This window comes from Clostridium manihotivorum (assembly GCF_004015185.1).
In the GTDB taxonomy this organism is placed as follows: domain Bacteria; phylum Bacillota; class Clostridia; order Clostridiales; family Clostridiaceae; genus Clostridium_AR; species Clostridium_AR manihotivorum.
Window position 1 is genome coordinate 5020702 of sequence record NZ_CP025746.1, and the last position, 20689, is coordinate 5041390.

19 protein-coding genes are annotated in these 20689 nt (G+C 31.2%); 5 read left to right on the plus strand and 14 right to left on the minus strand.

All coding sequences use genetic code 11. From position 1 onward, the window contains the following. Positions 1–170: 170 nt before the first annotated feature. From C1I91_RS22565 to C1I91_RS22575, 3 genes are read right to left on the minus strand one after another with little or no spacing between them, the layout of a single operon-like run. A complete protein-coding gene (locus C1I91_RS22565) occupies positions 171–1379 on the minus strand; it encodes an ABC transporter permease (protein WP_128214919.1) in 1209 nt (402 codons plus the stop codon). Positions 1380–1398: 19 nt separating this feature from the next. After that, a complete protein-coding gene (locus tag C1I91_RS22570; protein ID WP_128214920.1) occupies positions 1399–2100 on the minus strand; it encodes an ABC transporter ATP-binding protein in 702 nt (233 codons plus the stop codon). Further along, on the minus strand, positions 2100–3470 hold the full coding sequence (locus C1I91_RS22575; protein ID WP_128214921.1) for an efflux RND transporter periplasmic adaptor subunit: 1371 nt from the start codon (positions 3468–3470) through the stop codon (positions 2100–2102). The genes C1I91_RS22570 and C1I91_RS22575 overlap by 1 nt, the downstream gene beginning before the upstream one ends. A gap of 280 nt (positions 3471–3750) precedes the next feature. Here C1I91_RS22575 and abc-f point away from each other — a divergent pair, with 280 nt between their 5' ends. Then, positions 3751–5676, plus strand: coding sequence for a ribosomal protection-like ABC-F family protein (abc-f, locus tag C1I91_RS22580; protein ID WP_128214922.1), 1926 nt, complete (start codon positions 3751–3753; stop codon positions 5674–5676). A gap of 101 nt (positions 5677–5777) precedes the next feature. Here abc-f and C1I91_RS22585 read toward each other — a convergent pair whose 3' ends face one another. The 8 genes from C1I91_RS22585 to C1I91_RS22620 all read right to left on the minus strand — a co-directional run bounded on the left by C1I91_RS22585 (position 5778) and on the right by C1I91_RS22620 (position 14851). Next, positions 5778–6689, minus strand: a complete 912-nt coding sequence (locus C1I91_RS22585) for an ABC transporter permease (RefSeq protein ID WP_164880622.1) — start codon at positions 6687–6689, stop codon at positions 5778–5780. A gap of 64 nt (positions 6690–6753) precedes the next feature. Further along, positions 6754–7194, minus strand: coding sequence for a dUTP diphosphatase (gene dut / locus C1I91_RS22590; protein ID WP_128214924.1), 441 nt, complete (start codon positions 7192–7194; stop codon positions 6754–6756). A 334-nt stretch (positions 7195–7528) separates the two neighbouring features. Continuing rightward, positions 7529–8296 carry a prealbumin-like fold domain-containing protein gene (locus C1I91_RS22595; protein WP_128214925.1) on the minus strand — a complete coding sequence of 256 codons (768 nt, stop codon included), beginning with the start codon at positions 8294–8296 and terminating at the stop codon, positions 7529–7531. A 481-nt stretch (positions 8297–8777) separates the two neighbouring features. After that, positions 8778–10499, minus strand: coding sequence for a glycoside hydrolase family 13 protein (locus tag C1I91_RS22600; RefSeq protein WP_128214926.1), 1722 nt, complete (start codon positions 10497–10499; stop codon positions 8778–8780). A gap of 347 nt (positions 10500–10846) precedes the next feature. Next, complete coding sequence (locus tag C1I91_RS22605) at positions 10847–11728, minus strand: sugar ABC transporter permease (protein ID WP_128214927.1); 882 nt, start codon at positions 11726–11728, stop codon at positions 10847–10849. Position 11729: 1 nt separating this feature from the next. After that, the gene (locus tag C1I91_RS22610) at positions 11730–12659 is read right to left on the minus strand and encodes a carbohydrate ABC transporter permease (RefSeq protein ID WP_238475868.1); all 930 of its coding nucleotides are present in this window, start codon (positions 12657–12659) and stop codon (positions 11730–11732) included. A gap of 66 nt (positions 12660–12725) precedes the next feature. After that, complete coding sequence (locus tag C1I91_RS22615; RefSeq protein ID WP_128214928.1) at positions 12726–13955, minus strand: sugar ABC transporter substrate-binding protein; 1230 nt, start codon at positions 13953–13955, stop codon at positions 12726–12728. Between the two features lie 641 nt (positions 13956–14596). After that, positions 14597–14851 carry a hypothetical protein gene (locus C1I91_RS22620; protein ID WP_128214929.1) on the minus strand — a complete coding sequence of 85 codons (255 nt, stop codon included), beginning with the start codon at positions 14849–14851 and terminating at the stop codon, positions 14597–14599. Positions 14852–15290: 439 nt separating this feature from the next. Between C1I91_RS22620 and C1I91_RS22625 the strand changes: the two genes are divergently transcribed. The 3 genes from C1I91_RS22625 to C1I91_RS28370 all read left to right on the plus strand — a co-directional run bounded on the left by C1I91_RS22625 (position 15291) and on the right by C1I91_RS28370 (position 17152). Further along, positions 15291–16010: a polysaccharide deacetylase family protein gene (locus tag C1I91_RS22625; protein WP_128214930.1), complete on the plus strand. Its 720-nt coding sequence runs from the start codon at positions 15291–15293 to the stop codon at positions 16008–16010. 201 nt (positions 16011–16211) lie between these two features. Next, positions 16212–16715 carry an amidase domain-containing protein gene (locus tag C1I91_RS22630; RefSeq protein WP_128214931.1) on the plus strand — a complete coding sequence of 168 codons (504 nt, stop codon included), beginning with the start codon at positions 16212–16214 and terminating at the stop codon, positions 16713–16715. A 299-nt stretch (positions 16716–17014) separates the two neighbouring features. Continuing rightward, positions 17015–17152, plus strand: coding sequence for a hypothetical protein (locus C1I91_RS28370; protein WP_164880623.1), 138 nt, complete (start codon positions 17015–17017; stop codon positions 17150–17152). A 105-nt stretch (positions 17153–17257) separates the two neighbouring features. On the opposite strand, the gene C1I91_RS22635 is transcribed toward C1I91_RS28370, so the two are convergent. The 3 genes from C1I91_RS22635 to C1I91_RS22645 all read right to left on the minus strand — a co-directional run bounded on the left by C1I91_RS22635 (position 17258) and on the right by C1I91_RS22645 (position 19157). Then, a complete protein-coding gene (locus C1I91_RS22635; RefSeq protein ID WP_128214932.1) occupies positions 17258–17806 on the minus strand; it encodes an N-acetylmuramoyl-L-alanine amidase in 549 nt (182 codons plus the stop codon). A 143-nt stretch (positions 17807–17949) separates the two neighbouring features. Further along, positions 17950–18504 carry a hemerythrin domain-containing protein gene (locus tag C1I91_RS22640; RefSeq protein ID WP_128214933.1) on the minus strand — a complete coding sequence of 185 codons (555 nt, stop codon included), beginning with the start codon at positions 18502–18504 and terminating at the stop codon, positions 17950–17952. An 11-nt stretch (positions 18505–18515) separates the two neighbouring features. Beyond that, on the minus strand, positions 18516–19157 hold the full coding sequence (locus C1I91_RS22645) for a hypothetical protein (protein WP_128214934.1): 642 nt from the start codon (positions 19155–19157) through the stop codon (positions 18516–18518). Between the two features lie 389 nt (positions 19158–19546). Here C1I91_RS22645 and C1I91_RS22650 point away from each other — a divergent pair, with 389 nt between their 5' ends. After that, on the plus strand, positions 19547–20524 hold the full coding sequence (locus C1I91_RS22650; protein WP_128214935.1) for a polysaccharide deacetylase family protein: 978 nt from the start codon (positions 19547–19549) through the stop codon (positions 20522–20524). Positions 20525–20689 lie beyond the last annotated feature (165 nt).

Below are 20689 nucleotides of genomic sequence, written 5' to 3' on the forward strand. Positions count from 1 at the left end.
AAATAGCTACTCCAAAACCTTGACGCTACTAGGTTTACTAATAAAAAATTTTATTCTTTACTTAACAGTAAAAAACTCACTGAAGCGATTTTCTTCAGTGAGTTTTTTGCGCATCTGCCTTTTCTGAACGTATGTGAAGAAATTCTGGCAGGCCACATAATTTTTGTTTTTTATTCATATCTTAATGCATCTATAGGATCCAGCTTTGCTGCTTTTCTCGCTGGGTATATGCCGAAGAAAACACCTACACTTGTAGAGAATAGTATTACTAATAAAATATGCTTTAGAGATAATATAGGTGTCACATTTGCTAAGCTCCCTATGGCATAAGCACCAGCAATACCTATAATCATACCAATTACTCCACCTATAAGAGATATTATAACTGATTCAGTTAGAAACTGAATCAATATAGTGTTAGTTGTAGCTCCAATAGCTTTTCTTATACCTATTTCCCTAGTTCTCTCTGTAACTGAAACAAGCATTATATTCATTACCCCAATGCCACCAACTAGTAGAGATATAGCTGCAACAGCACCTATAAATGAAGTAAATATATCAATTACTCTATTGATTTGTTCAACCTGCTTCATCAACTTTTCTCCAGTATAAACATTTTTCCCTTTATTATTGTGCCGCGATTCTAAGATATTTATTGCCTCACTGGTTGCACTATCCACCTCATCCTTTGATTCTGCTAATATATATATGCCGTCAAAATCTCCACCAATATCATAAATCCACTGCGATGTAGTTATAGGTACTGATAAAAATACTGGTATTTGATCTTGAGCAAATCCAGCCATTAGTTCTGAAGACTTTGTTACCCCAATTATAGTAACCTTTTTAGGAGAACCACTTCTTCCTATTAAGAAAGATTCCCCTACTACATCTTTATATCCCCAAAAATATTCAGCTGAAATTTCATCAATCACCGCTACATTCTTACCATCTTCTAGTTCTTTCTCATTATAAAAACGGCCATATAAAAATTCGTAGTTTTGTATATAACTAAAATCCGTATTGCCACCATATACTACAGCTCTTTTACTTTTGTTATTTACTCTAGCTGTTCCTGATTTTTGTATTAAAGGTGATATATATTTGACATTATCACTCTTCTCTCTTATGGCCTTTATATCATTTAAATTAAAATAATCTGATTGTGCTATCTCTTGTCCGCTAACCTTAATTTCTACTGTTGAAGATCCTATTTTCTCCAGTTCACCAGTTATACTGGCTTTTCCTCCGCTCCCCAATGATAATATGGCAATTACTGAACTTATTCCTATTATTATACCTAGCATCGTTAAAAATGATCTTAGTTTATTAGATTTTATACTATCTAGGGACATTTTGAAGTTTTCTATAAAGTGCATATTAATCCCCCATACTGTTTTAGTTGTCTTTGATAACTATTCTATTTTTAACCTTTTCGTCTGCAATTATTAGACCATCTTTAACTTTTACCAATCTTTTTGTATAGGAGGCTATATCAGGCTCATGGGTTACCATTATTATAGTAGAACCTTCTTCATTTAAATCTTGAAATATCTTCATAACCTCCAAGCTAACTTGAGAATCTAGGTTGCCAGTTGGCTCATCTGCCATTATAAACGATGGAGCATTTACAATAGCTCTAGCAATAGCCACCCTTTGTTTTTGGCCACCGGATATCTCATTTGGACGATGCTTTATCCATTTTGTCAAAGAAACCTTTTCTAGAGCAGAAAGGGCTCTTTCTCTTCTATCCTTAGATGAAACTCCCCCATATATCATAGGTAACTCAACATTTTCGAGAATTGTCATCCTAGGTAGAAGATTAAAGTTTTGAAATACAAAGCCTATTTCTTTGTTTCTTACCCTAGCTAGCTCATTATCCCCCATATTTGAAACATCTTTATTGTTTAATCTATATTTACCTCTATCTAACCTATCTAAGCATCCAAGAATATTCATAAGCGTACTTTTTCCAGAACCTGATGGCCCCATTATAGATGTAAATTCTCCTTGCTGTATCTTAAGATTCACTCCTTTTAATGCTGTAAAGGATAAATCCCCTGTCTTATACGTCTTGTAAACATCTACTATCTCAATCATTAACTACTTCCTCCAGCATTAGTTTTAACAGTAACACCTTGTTTTACCATTGCACTTGGGTTTAATATAACTCTATCCCCTGTTTTTATTCCACTAACTATCTCAGCATTTATATCAGATTGTATACCAACTTCCACCTTATGCTCTGATACCTTTTTATCGTTACTTACTGTATATATTACGTATTTTGAGCCTTTTTCAGCTTTAATTGCTTCAGTAGGGACTACTATTACTCCAGTTCGCTCTGCAGTAAGTATATCTACATCAACATCAAACTCTGCTTTCAAATTCTCATCAGAATTTAAAAGTTCAATTTCTGCATCCATTGTCACATCGCTACTTGGAGCCGCTGAAATAGCACCCAGACCGCTGACACCTTTTTTACCAGAAGGGCTAATAAAAGATACTTTTCCATTATACTCTTTGCCATTACTTCTTATAGTGGCAGCTTGCTCCAGCTTTACTTTACTTGCATCAGACTTTCCTAAAGAAACCACTACCTTCAAGTTGTTAAGATCTGCAATCGTAATGGCCGGCGATGTAGGATTAGAAACACCCCCAATATTGGCATTAATTGAAGTGACAGTACCATCAAAATCAGCAGTTACGTTTCCAGCTAAGGTATTAAGCTTAGAGTTAGCTGAATCTAATGCTAACTTAGACAAAGATACTGCATTATCCATTTGCTTTATCTTCTCTTCTGAAATTGGCTGTATACTATTTCTTTGGCTCTCTAAAGATATTAATGCAGTTGATAGCTGCTTTATAAGCTCGGCATTTGAGCTATTTTCTGTTTGTGCAAGCTTTAGATCTTTTTCTCCAGCATCTGCTATATTGGCTTCTGAGATTTCTTCCTTAGAAAGCTTTCCCTTCCATCCACTAATTGTACTCTTTATACCTTCTATGGTTGAAATGGAAGAACTTGTACTATTCTTCAACTGTTGTATCTTGTTCTTAATATCCTTTATTTCGCTGTCTAAGTTTTTTATGGTGCCATTTATCTTTTTGCTTTGACTTAATAAATCTTCCCTTTGTAAAACAGTATTATTGTATTGAATTTGTGCTTGTTTTACAGCGTTTTGAAGATCTGAGTTATCATAAGATATAAGAACATCCCCCTTTTTAACTTTATCTCCTACTTTAAAATTAATACCTGTTACCTTCAATTGTGAACCATAATAATCTCTAATACTTTTTGCCTTTATAACTCCAGTGGTATTTAAATAAGATTTTATATTTCCCTTTCCTACTATTTCTGTTTTTACTGAAATAACATCATCTTTACTTCTGGTATAATATACGATTGCCCAGGTTATACCTATTAGAATTACCAAAATTATTGCTGCTATAATATTTCTTTTCTTATTCATATCACCCTTAATAGGTTCACTTCCTTTCCCTAACTTTTTTAATCTACATAATATTATTATCTATAATAGTAAAAATAATATTATTAATTTATCCATTTGTATAAAACTTGTATGAATAGTATAATTAATCGTGTTTGTATATAAAGATGTAACACTTCAATCCGACATTTATTTTCAAAACTCCTCTGGATTCTGAGATGAGAATTTGAAAATATAAACTTTAGTATGAAGCGGTATATCTAAAGATGTAATACTTAACTTATTCAAAGGAGTTTAATTAATGATAGTATTAAGTTGTAAAAACATAAAAAAAAGTTTTGGAATAGATGAAATTTTAAAAGACGTGACATTTAATATAAATGAAGGAGAAAAAGTTGGACTTATAGGAGCAAACGGGGAAGGCAAGTCCACCTTATTCCGCATACTTACAAGGGAAGTATACTATGATAGTGGAGAAGTTTTTATAGATAAAGGAAGTACTTTAGGTTATCTTTCTCAGCATCTTGATTTAGATTTTGAAAACACAATAATGGAAGAGATGCTTACTGTGTTTTCAGATCTTATTAACTTAGAAAAAAAGCTTCAAACTTTAGAAGAAAAGATGAATGAGCCTTATGATCCATCAAAACAAGATTATCACGACAAACTAATTAAAGATTATACCCAAGGTCAAGAACTGTACGAAAACAGAGGCGGCTATGTATTTAGAGGAGAAATATCCAGAGTATTAAAGGGGCTTGGCTTTGTAGAAGAGGATTTTGGTAAATCAATAAACGTTCTAAGTGGAGGACAAAAAACAAGAGTTGCACTTTGTAAGCTTCTTTTGATAAAACCTGAGCTATTGCTTTTAGATGAACCTACAAACCATTTAGATTTAGATGCTATTGAATGGTTGGAAGAGTACTTAAAAAGCTACAAAGGGACCGTTCTAGTCATCTCCCATGATAGATTCTTCCTAGATAGCATAACAACTCATACATATGAACTTATCAACGGTCATGTAAATTGCTATAATGCTCCATATACAAAGTATTTAGAGTTGAGAAAGAAAGATTACGAGACAAAGCTAAAAGCTTTTAATCTACAACAATCCGAAATTAAAAGGCAAGAAGAAATCATAGAAAGGTTCCGTTCTTTTAATAGAGAAAAAAGTATTAAGGCTGCTGAAAGCAGACAAAAAGCCTTAGATAAGATGGAAAGAGTTGATGCTCCTGACAGGGAAAAAATGGGCACAAGAATTTCTTTTCAATCCCAGATAAAAAGCGGTAATGATGTACTTCATGTAGAAAATCTCTCAAAAAGATATGGAGATAAGCTTTTATTTAAGGATGTGAATTTTGATTTAAGGAGAGGCGATAAGGTTGCTCTTATAGGAGAAAATGGTAGAGGCAAAACAACTATCTTCAAAATAATAATGAAAAATCTAGAAGCTGACAGTGGAATAACTTACTTAGGCAAGAATGTTTTCTTGGGATATTATGATCAAGAGCAATCCAATTTAGATCTAGAAAAAACAGTAATTGATGAAGTTTGGGATGAATTTCCTAAGATGACTACTACTGAAATAAGAACTGCTTTGGCATCCTTCTTATTTTATAATGAAGATGTATTTAAAAAGATTTCGAATTTAAGTGGTGGAGAACGTTGTAGGATAAACCTACTTAAATTGATGCTTTCTAAATCTAACTTTCTTTTGCTAGACGAACCTACCAACCATTTAGATATAATGTCTAGAGAGGCACTAGAAGATGCTATCATGGATTATGATGGTACCCTTGTTGTAATTTCTCATGATAGATACTTCTTAAATAAAGTTATAAACAAAATCTATGAATTAGAGCAAAGTGGTATAAAAGAATATTTAGGAAATTATAACTATTATACAGAGAAGAAGAAAAATCCAAATAGATACGATGATAATGAAGAAGATCAATCTGGAAAAACTAAAACTCAAATAAAAGAAGAACGTAAAAAGAAAAGAGAAGCTGAAAAATTAGAAAAAGAAAATAGCTTAAAGTTAAAAAACCTTGAAAAAAATATAGCTTTGCTGGAAGAAAAATTAGTTAAGCTTCAAGAAGATTTGTGCTTAGAAGAAGTATACTCCAATCCTACCGAAAGCGGAAAGGTAAATAAGGAAATACTTGATACCCAAACCCAAATAGATGCTTTATATGAAGAATGGGAAGAGCTAGAAGCAAATTCTTAATAGTTAAAAAGTAGATTAATACTGAAATCTAAAGTTCATTATTAATCTACTTTTTTATTTTAGACTTTCTTAAATTAACATGTTAAAATTAATACATACCCTTATTCTATTTTAATAAGAGGATTTAACAAACCTGCAAGTATATCAAAAATATAGTTAAAAAGGATTATTACTAAAGAAGTTACTATTGTACACCCTATCATTAAGGGATAGTCTCTAACTTTAAATGCAAAGGTAGAAAGTGTACCAAGCCCTGGGTAATTAAATATAGCTTCTATAAGAAACCCATAAAATAAAATTTTATTTATATTAACCCCCATTATAGTAAATAATTCAGTATAAATATTTTTCATGCCATGTCTAAATACTATAATACTTTCTCTAAGGCCCTTTGCTCTAGCTGTTGTTATAAAATCTTTGCTTAATACATCAATCATTATGGCTCTTGTATATTTAGTCATAAGAGGCAACATGTACAACAACATAACCACTATATTTATTCTTATTAAAAAATATTGATCATATGTATCATAAGAAATTCTTTTTACCCAGAATAAATAATATTCTATAATAGGATCCATAATAACAAATGGTACACTTATACCCAAAACACATCCTATTCTTACTATTACATCAAGCTTACTTCTGCCTTTCCACGCAGTTAGTGCTCCTAAAAAAATACTTATAATACTACTCAAAAAGAAAGATATTCCATATAAGAATAAACTTCTCGTAACAACAGGCAACAATACCTTTCCTATTGGTACATTATAAGCATAAGAATTTACAGAGAATAACTTTCCAGTCAAAATACTTTTTACCAAATTCATAATTTGCACTGATTTAGGCAGGTCAAGCCCTAGTTCCTGTCTCATATGAATCTTTAGTTCTCTCCCCATGAATCCTGAGGCATAATCTCCAGGCATATGTACAAATATGGTTGTAAGAAGTATTACAATTACAACTGCAGTTAAGATAACCTGTGCTGTCCTTTTGGCTATATATTTTTTCATATTATCTCCCCCAATAGGAAACATTATACCATATTTATCCTATTAAGGGGTATATTTAAATCTACTATCTTAACCCAGTAGATCCAAATCCGCCTTCTCCTCTATCTGAATCTGTAAGTTCTATTACTTCTTCTACGTTTACCTTCCATACAGGCTTTACTACTAATTGCGCAATTTTCATACCTTTTTCTACCTTAAAATCACCCTTACCGTGATTGATCATTATAACTCCAACCTCTCCCCTATAACCTTCATCTATTGTCCCTGGGGTATTTAAAAGAGTTATTGTATGCTTCAATGCCAATCCACTTCTTGGTCTTACCTGTGCTTCAGTATTTTTAGGTAATTCAATCTTTATTCCAGTTTTAACAAGTTTACACTCACCACTATGAAGAATCAATTCTTCTACAGAATACAAATCCAGGCCTGCATCCCCTTCATGAGCATAGTTTGGTAATATAGCGTCATCATTTATTTTCTTAACTTTTAATGTATAGTTTCCCATAGTATTATCCTCCATTTAAGTACATTTTATTTAATATGTTCTAATAGGTAAATTTCTTCATATTAAGAACTCTATTTATTATAGCAAAAAGAAATAAAATAGGTAAGGTACCAAAATAGCACCTTACCTATTTTATACTTTCAATATATATTAATAATCTAAGCTCAAATTAGTTCTAAATTGTCAACTGCTATTAGAAATAATATATATTTATATCAAGTTTGTAATAGCTTTGATGTACCACTTCATAATAAAGTTTATATCTTCAAACTCTCTTCTCAAAGGCGATACGAGCTTTGAAAATTGTTTTAGAATTGAAGTGTTACATCTTTACCTAAAACCAGAATCCGCAGCCACAGAATCCAAATAATAATAGTAGTATCCAGAAGCCTTCGCAGCCCCAACCATTATTCCAGCCACCGCCACAACAATTGCAATTATTATTACAGCAGTTACGACGGTCATTAAATTCTCTTAAAACACTTGGTCTTATTCTATTGATAACAGTTATATTATAGTCTCTATGAACTCTATCTATTGGCACTTGGTCACTTGGAAGATAAACTGGATCTCTGAAGATGCATTTATCCATAGGTTGAACTACTTTATATATTCCATCTCTTAGTCCATCAAATACAACTTTACCATGCTTGTTAGTAATCTTAAAGCAAGCAAATCTTAGATTATAGTCTTCAATTCTAAATAGGTATACCTTTACTCCACTTATTGGTTCCCCACAATCACTTCCAAGTTTAGAAGTTACCTCTATTCTGCCACCTCTTACTGCAGGATGATCATGATGATGGTCACAATCATCATGGTGATCATGATGGTGATCACATCCGTCATGATGGTCATGATGATGATCGCAGTCGTCATGGTGATCGTGATGATCGCAATCATCGTGGTGATCGTTGTTATTGTTACTGCATCCGTCGTGATGTTTTTCTTCTCTTATAGTTTGTTCACTAAATTCTAGATCAAAATCGCCTTGAATGTCAACTTCTTCACTAGTATTATATTTACTTCCCATTTCGTGATTTCCATTTAGCCAATCTAAAGTATCATTATTATATAAGTCATCAGAGAACTTCATACCCATAGTGGTATCCCTCCTTTTCATCCTTCTTCTACATATTATGTAAGAGATACCAGTTATGTGATTGCCTTCGACAATAAAGCTAGTGTAAAATTATAATTCTTTTCTTTTATAAAGCCTTCGATTATAGCAATAAATATTATATTCTTCTATAATACTTGTGGTGAATCATGGAAATATATATTTTTTGCATCTACCTTCCCAAATTCATATTAAAAAAATCTGACAAGCTAATATGATTTTTTTTTACTATTCAGCCTAAATAACTACTCTCAATCTTTGATATTATTAGATTTAGCTAATAAAAAACTTTATAATTTTCTAGACAGTAAAAAAGGTAAGCATTTTTTATTAATGCTTACCTTTTAATCGCTATGTATAGGGGTACTTACAAAAACTTAATTTATACTTGTTCGAAATCGCGGGTTCTGAGGCTTTTATGGCACGTATAAATTAATAGTTGAAGTTGAAACCCTACAGCTAATTATTTGATTTTTAGTATCTTAAAAGACATAGGCTCTAATACTATCTTATTATCTATAGCCTCTTCTCTTCCATCATAAAGATTGCTAAAGCTTCCTTGAAGTCCTAGTGAGTATTCATAAGCTTCAGTACCGTTGTTAATCAACACTAACACTTCTTCACCCTCATACTTTCTAGTAAAACCTAAAGCCATTCCATCCTTACATACATTTGTATAGTCTCCGTAAACAAGAGCCTTAGATTGACTTCTAACTTCAGCTAGATTTTTGTAATGGTTAAGCATATCAAAATCTTGTTCCTTCTCATCCCATATCATACATCTTCTACAGTCTGGATCAGTTTTACCTTCCATACCAACTTCATCACCATAGTAGATATAAGGTATTCCAACATATGTATATTGAAGAGCTATAGCAAGCTTCATCTTATCCTTGTCTCCATCACATTCAGTTAGAAATCTAGCAGTATCATGACTGTCTATAAGATTTAGAAGCTGTCTATTAACTGAATTCATATATAAAGCTCTGCTTTCCGCTAATATATGATCAAGTTCATCAGCGTCAATTGCTTTTCTAGCAAAGAAATCTAAGCAGCATTCTCTAAAAGGATAGTTCATAATGGAATCCAACTGATCTCCTTTTAAGAAAGAATTTGATTCATGCATTATCTCCCCTATTATAAACGCATCATCCTTTGATTCTTTAACAGCCTTCTTAAAATCTCTCCAGAAAGCATGATCTACTTCATCACAAACATCAAGTCTCCAACCATCAATACCAATCTCTTCAATCCAATACTTAGATACCTTTAGTAGATAGTTCTTAACTTCATGATTGCCAGTATTTAACTTTGGCATTCTAGAAACCTTGTTTGCAAAGGTTACATAGTTGACTTCCTTAGTATCAACAGGATAAGAATCAACAAAGTACCAATCCTTATATCTTGACTTTTCACCTTTTTCAATTAAATCTTCAAATGCAAAGAAATCACTTCCTGAATGATTAAATACTGCATCTAAGACAACTTTTATATCATTATCATGACATTTCTTAACTAGCTCTCTTAATTTTTCATTATCTCCGAATTGAGGATCAACTTCATAGTAGTTTGTAGTATCATATTTATGGTTAGATCTAGACATGAATATAGGAGTCATATAAAGTATACTTACTCCTAATTTACTTAGGTAATCAACTTTATCTATTATACCTTGCAGATCTCCTCCAAACATAGTTTCAGTAGTTACTTTATCTCCCCAAGGTTTTATTCCCTTTGGATCATTGTTTTTATCTCCGTTATTGAACCTATCAGGGAATATTTGATAAACTACCCCTTCCTGTGCCCATTTAACTTCGTTATACAAATCAGCCTTACAAAGGAATGGAAACTGGAATGTATTTGCAATATCTGGCTTCTTATTTAATATCCCTCTTTCATTCATATAAGAAATATTGCCTTCAAGGTCTGTTATTTCAAAGAAATATCTAAATCTCTTTTCATCTACCTCTACAATAGTTTCATAGTAATCAAATAAATCTGAAGTGTTGACCTTATTCAAAGAAGAAGTTTGAAATTCTCCTTCCCAATTATATCTATCCTTATAATAAACCACTACTGAACTTAAATCATCCTTTGCTGATCTAAGTTTTAAACATAGACTCTTTTCACCTACTCCATAAGCATAGGGTGCCTCTGTAATATGATGTATTGCCTGTTTATTCATCTGTATCACCTCTTAATCAAAATATATGTGGATGCTCTTCACTTCAGCATAAAATACTAGTAACAATGAAGTGTTCACCCTTAGTATTTTTATTATTATATATGTTACTACTTAATTAGAAAATAAATTATATTTTTCTTTACAGTAAGATATCTACTTCAATTCTAAGTAGAATGGACAAACTTTATTTTCTAATATATATGTACATTTTACTATATATAGATTTACAAGCTCAAAGTTCTCATTAAATTTCAAAACTTTCTTACTTTTACATAAGAAAGTTTTGAAATCTTAACTATTAGATTATTATATAAATACTTATCAAGGGGTTGCTTGCTAAGTTATTATTAACCTTTTACTGATCCTGCAACAAGTCCTTTAGCTATAAATTTCTGTGAAGCAGTAAATACTATAACTATTGGAAGTGATGCCATTACAGATGCTGCAGAGAATTGAGTCCAGTTAGCAGAGAACTGATTCCTTATGAATGATCTAAGTCCTGTTGCTATAGTCTGGTTACCAGCATCCTTCATAAGTGCTGAAGTAAACATAAATTCTGAATATGTTCCTATAAAGGAAAATAAGAAGATAACTACTAGCATAGATTTTGTTAAAGGCAATATTATCTTTACAAACATTTGCCAAGTTGTAGCACCATCCACAAAAGCAGCTTCATCTAAATCCTTTGGAATACCGTCTATAAATCCTTTAAGCAACCAAATGTTATAAGCAGATCCGCCTGCAAGAAGAAGCACTAATGTCCAAAGTCTGTCCATAAATCCTAAATTCATTGCTATTCCTAGTATAGCAGGTAAAGCCATTGTTGCTGGGAAGAATTGAAGTATAAGCAATGTCATCAATCCATTTTTTCTACCTTTGAATCTTAATCTAGCAAAAGCAAAGGCTGCTGGTACTGTCATAGCTAATTGAATTATAGCAACAGAAAAACATAATAATAAAGAGTTTTTCATCCATATTAAGAAATCTGTTTCATTAATTACTTTAGCATAGTTCTTAAGTGTCCACACTTTAGGGAAGAAGGTAGTTTGTACAAATGCATCGCCTGTAGCCATTGATGAAGAAATAATGGCTATTATAGGTATCATAGTAACTATTACTACTACCCACATGAATACTCTAGAAATCCATAAGTTTCTAAGTTCAGAAGGTCTTAACTTTTTCTTGTATTTCAAATTACTCTTAACATTACTTTGGTTAACTGATAGCATACTAATCAACCTCCTTAAATTGTCCAGACATTTTCATTTGTGTTCCTGAAATTATTGCGATTATTACAAATATTATTATTGATAAAGCTGATCCTATATCATATCTTCCAAATTGAGTTGCTAATTTATATGTTGTTGAACTAAGTATGTCTGTATATCCTGCAAACTGAGTATCAAGTCTTGCAGGTAAACCTTCAGTAAGTAAGAATGCTGATCCAAAGTTGTTAAAGTTAAATGCAAAGCTTGAAATTAATAAAGGATATGCTGTTCTTGCAAGTTCTGGTAAAGTTATCTTTACAAATTGAGTGAACTTGCTAGCTCCATCAACTTCAGCAGCTTCATATTGATCTTCTGATATTGCTGATATAGTTCCTATACAGATATTCATCATATAAGGGAATCCTAACCATATGTTAACTATTATTACTGCAACTCTTGCCCACCAAGGATTAGTAAGCCATTGCACTGGTGCACTTAGTATGTGAAGATTAATTAGTACTCTGTTTATTGCACCATAATCTGTATTTAATAAGCCTTGCCATGATAGTATAGCAACAGTTACTGGTAATGCCCATGGTATAACCAAAAAGCTTTTATATACGAACGCTTCTTTCATATGCTTATTAGATAGCACAAGCGCTATTATCAATCCTACAAAAAAGCAACCTGCTGTTGATATTAATGCAAAAGAGAATGTCCATCCGAAAACCGGTAAGAAAACTTGTTTAAAAGGCCCTGTTAAAACATCAATAAAATTTTGAATACCTATGAAATGATAATTACTTTGTGTGTACATGGTGAAATCAGTTAAAGAGATGTATACTGTATATACTATTGGTAAAAATGTTAATGCAAATATAGAAATAAGTGCTGGTAATAAATATGGAATAGCTTTAGCTCCGTCTTTTTTGGTTTTAATAACTCTTTCCACAACTAACCCCCCTAGTTATTTTTTTAAAAAAGGGGGATTTCTCCCCCTACTATATTTTATTACAAACTATTTTTGTTGAGCAATACCTTGTTTGATTTGTTCAACTGTAGTATCAGCTGCTTTCTTAGCATCTTCTTTACCAGCAGTTAAAAGTTGTAGATTATTTCCACCAGGTGTCCACATAGCTTGAACTTCAGGTATGTTAGGCATTGGTTCTGCAACCTTTGCTTGTTCAGCAAACTGTACAGCTTCTTTACTAGCTTTGAATGTATCACTGTTTAATGCATCATTTAAAACTGGTATTCTGTTTCCTTTTTCAAATAATGGCATTGCTGTCTTGTCTGCTAAGTACTTCATTAAATCCCATGCTGTATCTTGATTCTTAGATTTTGAACTTACGAAAGCTGTTTGAACACCCATGAATGATGGTGTTGCTTTTCCATTAATTTGTGGTAGTGGAGCTACTGCAAATGGAACCTTAGCAGTCTTAAATCCATCAACATCCCATGGTCCTGAAATGTAGAAACCTATCTTCCCAGCTTGGAAGTCTCCCTTAGCTGCATCTCCCTTTATGTCTGCATTCATAAATTTATTCTTAACTACTAAATCTTGAATGAATTGATATCCCTTTATAGCACCTTCATTGTTTAAGCCTATATCTTTTGCATCTAGTGAACCATTGTTGTTTTTAAATACATAGCCACCGTTTCCAGCTAAGAATGCATATGCATAGTAGAAATTGTTAACATCATACTTGAATCCTACTGTCTTAGCTTGTTCTACTAGTTCATCCATTGTTTTTGGTACTGTTTTTACCTTATCAGTATTGTAGAATAAAGCATAAGTTTCCATTGAAAGAGGAACTGCATACTTCTTACCTTTTATAGTAACTGCATCAATTACTGACTTAGAAGCATATTTGCTTTCATCTATTACTCCATCTTTAACTTCTGCAAGTAAGCCTGCTTTTTGGAATGTTCCAAGGTTATCTTGTGCTAAACCAAACATTATATCTGGTCCCTTAGAGCTTTGAGCTGCTTGGATATAACCTTGCATATCACCTTTATCTTCTACAACCTTAACTTTATTATTAGTTTGCTTTGCCCATTCTTGAGCTATCTTGTCCACTTCTTTTACTTCTACTGTAGTTAAGTGTGACCAAACAACTATTTCTTTTCCACTCTTAGATCCTCCATTTGATGCTGAAGAATCATCCTTCTTGCTGCATCCTATAAATGCACTTGAAATTACTAGAGCTGACATCACTGTTGCTAAAACCTTAACACGTTTACTCATATTGTACCCCCCATAATCAATTAATTTATTTTGTTTAATTATTCATAATTTTTGCAAACACCGTGCAATCGCTTGCATTAATGTTTGTGATCTACTGTAATTTCATTATAAGATGTGATGAATACGTTGTCAACATTTTTTAGACTTATTTTTTTTTTTTTTAATCGTATTCATGGAAATTTTTAATTTATCATGGTTTATTTAACTTTTTCTCTATAATACTATTGTTTGTATTTTTTAAGTAATTTATTCTTTCTTTTTTATTCTCTCACTTACATCATAGTATAATGTTTTAATCATACTTGTGTCCAAGTTCATCATAGATGATAATAACTTTAAAAAGCAAAAAACTTATTTTTCTTGAGCAATATTATTATTATTAATATATTACAGGTATTATGCCACTTTTTACGGTTTATTATATAATGTATATCCTATTAATTCATCCTGGTCCCTTAAGTTACAAACTATTCTAATCTCATGAAATCGCTAAGTTTAGCTAATATTTTTTGCGTAAGCATTGGATAACTTACCACTTGATTTCAAAGCTGTACTTTAACAGAGCCTATCTTTAATATAAATTCCTAAAGAATAAAAAAATCTAGCATTATAAAACTGCTAGATCTTAATGTAGTGTAGAATTAAATTTCTTCATAATCTACATCCACTACTTTTTTTTCATTATTTGAATTTTGCCTATTTATATTCTCTTTAGGTGTTGCAATATTTTCCTTATTACTAGGGGTGGATTTTGAGAACATTATATTACGCTTAATACTTCTATATATCCATATACCTATCCCTATCACTAATATCACCGGCAATAAAAAGCGAATAAACAATACAGCTCCTATTACTATTACTAAAACTATAAAAACCTTTGAAAAATCACTCATATTTAATTGATACCTCTCTCCCATAAGTAAATATTAATCAGGATGTCAATGCTGATTTGTTGCTATCTTTTTAAATACTTATATTCATTCTAAATTAGCTTAACGATATACAACTTCATCATAAAAGTATTTTAAAAATAGTTTTCTTATTGAACTTGGACATCATTATAGGGTTTCAATTGCAACTATTAAGTTTTTGTAATGGAACACTATAATTAAGTTAATTTAATTATATCATCTCAACAGAAAAAGTATATTAACAAACTGTTAACTTTATTTTAGAATACCACTTAAAGAGGTAAATACTACCTTTTAATAAAGTGTTCTTTCGTCATGGTTTATATTACCTATTATTTAAGTCAATATTTTTTTGCTTAATAGAAATAATAAAAAAGTGATAAATTTTAAAACAATAACAAAATATTTAGAAGGTGATTTTATGAAGCGTATTAGTAAGTTTTTCATTTTTATACTTATTTTTATCATGTTAACTGATTTAAGCAGCGTTAAAGCACTAGCTACTGAAGAAGCAAGTCAAGAACCTAAGGTAGTATACCTTACATTTGATGACGGTCCTAGCGGAAAGTTGAATAATAAGGTATTAGATATACTTAAAGAAAAGAATGTTCACGCCACCTTTTTTCTGATAGGAAATATGATAAAAGGTCAAGAAGCCTTAGTTAAAAGAATGGTAGATGAAGGTAATTCGGTGGGGCTTCATACTTATAGTCATGAGAAAGATAAAATCTACAGAAACAATACTAGTTTTGTTGATGAGATGCGTTTAACCCAGCAAATAATCTATGATACTACAGGGGTAAAAACAAATATTTTAAGATTTCCTTTTGGCTGTAATAACAATATTTATAAACTTACTACCTCTATGGTAACCGCTCTTCATGATAATAACTTCAAAATATATGATTGGAATGTAGATACAACTGATGGTATGAACCCTAAACTAGCGCCCTATAAGATTTTATCTAAAGCAAAAAGTGATAAAAATCCAGCAGTTGTACTAATGCATTGTGGCTATTTAAACAAAAATACTGCTATAGCTCTTCCAGAGATAATAGACTACTATAAAAGTAAAGGCTATGAATTCAAGGTAATAACCGAAGATACACCAGAAGTATATAAACTAAGAAAGAACAGATAGTTATCCTATAGTTATAAAGATTCGTGGATTTACGTAAGTCTACGAATTTTTATTTTTGGCATTGTTAAAGCCTCATGATAAAATTATGTGTTTAGTAAATCGAAACTTTAACTTACCTTATTTAGGTAATTAATGTATCCTAAGTAACCTTTCCTTAATTTTGAATATTATATAAGGATAATAATTATAGATGGTAATATTATGTATTATAACAATATAGCAGCGATCTCATATGCATGCACTCACGCTTTAGCCCCAAATAATAAATATGTGTATATGAAACCTTTCGGTAAAATAGGAGGAGACTGTGCCAGTTTTTTATCTCAATGTCTTATAGCTGGTGGTGCAAAAATGAAATATGATAACCTTCCATGGTTCTATGAACCAGTATCATATTCTCCTTACTATAAGTGTTCGTTAAATTGGTCAGTAGCAAGCTCTTTGTACTCATTTTTAATAAGTAATGCTTCCAAGAAAAATCTAGGCCCAAAAGGACGACTTTTAAATGGAATCGAAGAACTTACTCTAGGGGATTTAATTTTTTTTGAGAATTCTAACAAGAAAGTTTTCCACGGCTCAATAGTTACCTCTTTTGATAAAGATGGAACACCTTTAATATCTCAACATACTTATGATGAGTTAAACTCTCATATAAAAAGTCAATATTTTAAAGATACCATCTACTATGTAAGAATCTTTATATAAAATTCAGGCTATGTTTAATAATATTGTTGAAATTAAGTGGTTATGAAGGAGATGCTCTATGAGCGAGCTACTAGAATTAAATGATTTTTTCAGATGGAATGGCTTTAAAAATCACTAATACGTCCTTCATTAGTGATTTTTTGCGCATCTGCCTTTTCTGAACGTATGTGAAGAAATTCTGGCAGGCGACATAATTTTTTACTCTTTACTCTTTTTAATCAAGACATTTTATATTATTTTCATTTAAATCAAAATATAAGAATTTTATAAAAGTTATGATCATTAAAGAGTAAAACTGTATGTTCGAACGTAGTGAGTTTACAGTTTTAGCCATGGAATATGACAAAATCATATTAATTCTTTGTGCAAGCTCATCTAAGCATCGGATGACTGAACACTTAATTTCAACACGGTACATTAACAGAGCCAAAATATAAAACATAAGTTTATAAATATTGAAAAACTCACTAATGAAATTAGCATTAGTGAGTTTTTCCTTTTCGACTCTTCTAGTAATCGAAAAAATATAGCTTATCCACTTTTCATTGCTTTAATGTATCTTGTTGACCAGTTATAGCCACAACAATTGCTGATGCTATTTTGTCAGGATTATAGTTATCCATATCCTCTCTAGAATCAATAAAACAGCATTCAATCAAAACAGAAGGCATTTTTGTATACTCTGTTACATATATATTACTATACTTTACTCCTCGATTAACAAAACCGAGCTTTGAGATCTCTGCACAAATCTGGTAGGCAAACTTTTCCGATCTTCCTCCTAGTTTGCTTACCCAACATTCTACCCCTCTTCCACCTCCTTCATTAAAATGAATAGAAAGATGCAGTGATGAATTACTCCCATTTGCAAGTTTAACCCTATATCCCTTTGAAGCTCCAGCAGAATTAAAGGTTTTATCCCACGGCGTACAGTCTACGGTTTCATATCCCATTGCCTCAAGCTTATTAATTACAAGCTTCCATACAGCCTTAGTACAACTACCTTCACTTCTTATCCCTTTGGCTCCTATATCAGGATAACAGTTATGTCCAGCATCTCCACTTATAGTAGATCCTTTTGCAATCCGCATTCTATCACCACCTAAAATAATAGTCCTATATATTCATACTATGCTTGTTTGTTATAAAGGTAACTATTATTCATTAAAAATCATTTGTGCCTACATAAAAGGAAAAGCTACTAGTCCTTCATTTAGAACTAATAGCTTTATATCTATATATACATCTTTTCTAATCTTTCTAGCATATTTATATACTTATCTTGAATACCTTGACTTTTAGCCTCAACTTCAAACTGTTCACATTTTTCATCTATATCAACTTTAGAATCATTAGATAAATTATTTTTTGCAAACTTATATACAATTTTATCTTCTTTATCAATATGTCTATCTAACAAGTTTGTATAAGCTATAGCATTAGCTATAACATCAAGTTTTGCTTCCTCATTACCATCTTGTACTTTCTTTATTACTTCCACTAAGCTGTTGATGAAAAATCTTCCCTCATCATGTTCAACAAGCATCCCATATTGAATTGTTTTCTTAATTGCTTCGTTTAATTCTTCTTGCATTCTATTGAAAAGCAATTGTTCTTCCTTACCATGATGATGCTTATCTGCATAATTCCTTATGAAATCTATCATTGAATACAAATCATCATAAGAAACATCTTTTCCTTTTAAAAGTTCAAAACAAAAATTTCTAACAACCCTTAGCATTCTTTTTATATTCTTATGTTCTTCCATCATTAATTCAATCGAATTCATAATCTCACATCCTAGCCTACTAGTTTAATTATTTTTGTTCCATTATCATTTATTCTATACTCATAACTACTATTTAATTCAGAAACAAATTCTTTTATCCAGTTATCTCTTAATCTATAGAATAACCCAACATCTCCATTTTCTCTATCCCAATATTCATGGTGTATACATTGAGTTGCTACCCATTCAATTCTCTCTTCTGTATTAGCTGTTATCTCATTTACTCTGTCACAAGGCATACCTTCTAATATATAATCGTTCATAGCTGTGTAAAGCTCTGAAGGTAAGTTAGGTGTTCCTTTGTCATTCTTATATTCCTTAGCAGCAATCTTACCTTGTTCTTTGAAAACTTCTAGCATATCATTTATTAGCATGCTATCCTTTTCTAGTAATCTAGTAACCCAAGCTGCCTGTCTTGCCTCTGCTGCACTTATCTTGCCTTGAAGCCATCCGTGTATATTGTTTGTATCGATCATATCTTCTAAAGGTCTATCTTCTGTTGGCGCTCCGTATTTTGAATAAATCTCATCTCTTAAGGTACTAACATCTATTCCTTTATTCTCAGCAGCCTTAACGATACTTTCTTCTAAACCTTCAAACCACTCTATTTTATTAAATAACCAATAATGAATTTTTCCTAAAAACATGCTCATCTTAAAATCACCTCGTATAATTTTGTATAAAATATTATATTTATAATTCAAATATTGCTGTATAGTTCTCAACTTCAACTACTAATTTATGCATGCCCTATAATTCCAAGAGAACATGTATAAATTAAGTTTTCATAAAAGATACTATATATTTTATCGACCTCAAATATAATAATTATTCTTTACATTTCTATCGTATTTATTTAACAATCTTATTTTATAATAAAAATTATAAAATTTCGGTAACTAAAGTTACATATTATTTTTGTTTTAATTTTGTAATTTATTTTTATTTATTTGTAAATAAAATCGAATGCTCTGCGATTATAATTATTATTGGAAAAAATGTCATACATTGTTTGTATGTCTCATCAATGGAGGTCAGATAATTGAATTTATTTAAAAAACTTTATAAAAAAAAGAATATGAGGCTTTTACCTCTAATCATCATCATTATACTTTCTACATCACTAATTTACCTATGTTACAAAAGAACTAGCTATAAGAATAAGGTTGAGCCCCTATCTTTAGAAACATCAGAAAAGACAAACATTAAAGCTTCTGATAGAGTATCGGATCAACATGATGATAATAAATCTCATGCTAAAGAAGATGTAAAGGATGAAAAAGCCCCTGTAACTAACGTTGCTGTTCCGCCTGCTTCTGCTCCCCCTGCTCATACTGATACATCAAACAATAAATTTGATGCATCTATGATACATGATTATTTGGTGAAAAACAAGAAAAAATCCGACGGTAAAAAAGTTGCTTTCTTAACCTTTGATGATGGTCCTTCTACTACTGTAACACCTAGAATACTAAAGATACTTAACGATAATGGTATAAAAGCCACATTTTTCATCGTAGGAAAGCAGCTAGATCTATATCCTGACTCAAGAAAAATTCTTATAGATACTTATACTCAAGGAAATTCTATAGGAAATCATACCTATGATCACGACCCTATTAAATTGTATCCTAAAACAAATGTTGATGCAAAATACTTTATGGAAGATATAAAAAAGAACGAAGAAGTCCTCAAGTCAGTACTAGGAGATCATTTTCACACAAAAGTAATAAGATTCCCAGGAGGACATAAAACCTGGCATAAAACAGCAGAAGTAGATAAAATGTTAAGTAAGGAAGGTTACTTTTTTATAGATTGGAATGATATGACAAGTGATGCAGAAGGTAGTCCAAAATCAAGAACTGAACTTTTTAATAGATATAAACAAACTTTTGGTGGTCAAGATAAGGTAGTTATACTTATGCATGATTCTTTCGGAAAGGATACAACTGCAGATGCCTTGCCTGATATAATAGATGATTTAAAGAATAAAGGGTATGAGTTTGGCACATTAGTTTAGCCACTCATACTTTTTTTGTGAGTATTAATAATATTATAATTAAATCCAAATTATAATTTGTCATAATATACAATTTTACTTTTTAAATACACTTTCCTGAAAAAAAGCATTTAAATTTGTTCATTCTATGATATATTTTACTTAAGGGTAATTCTATTAAAAAGG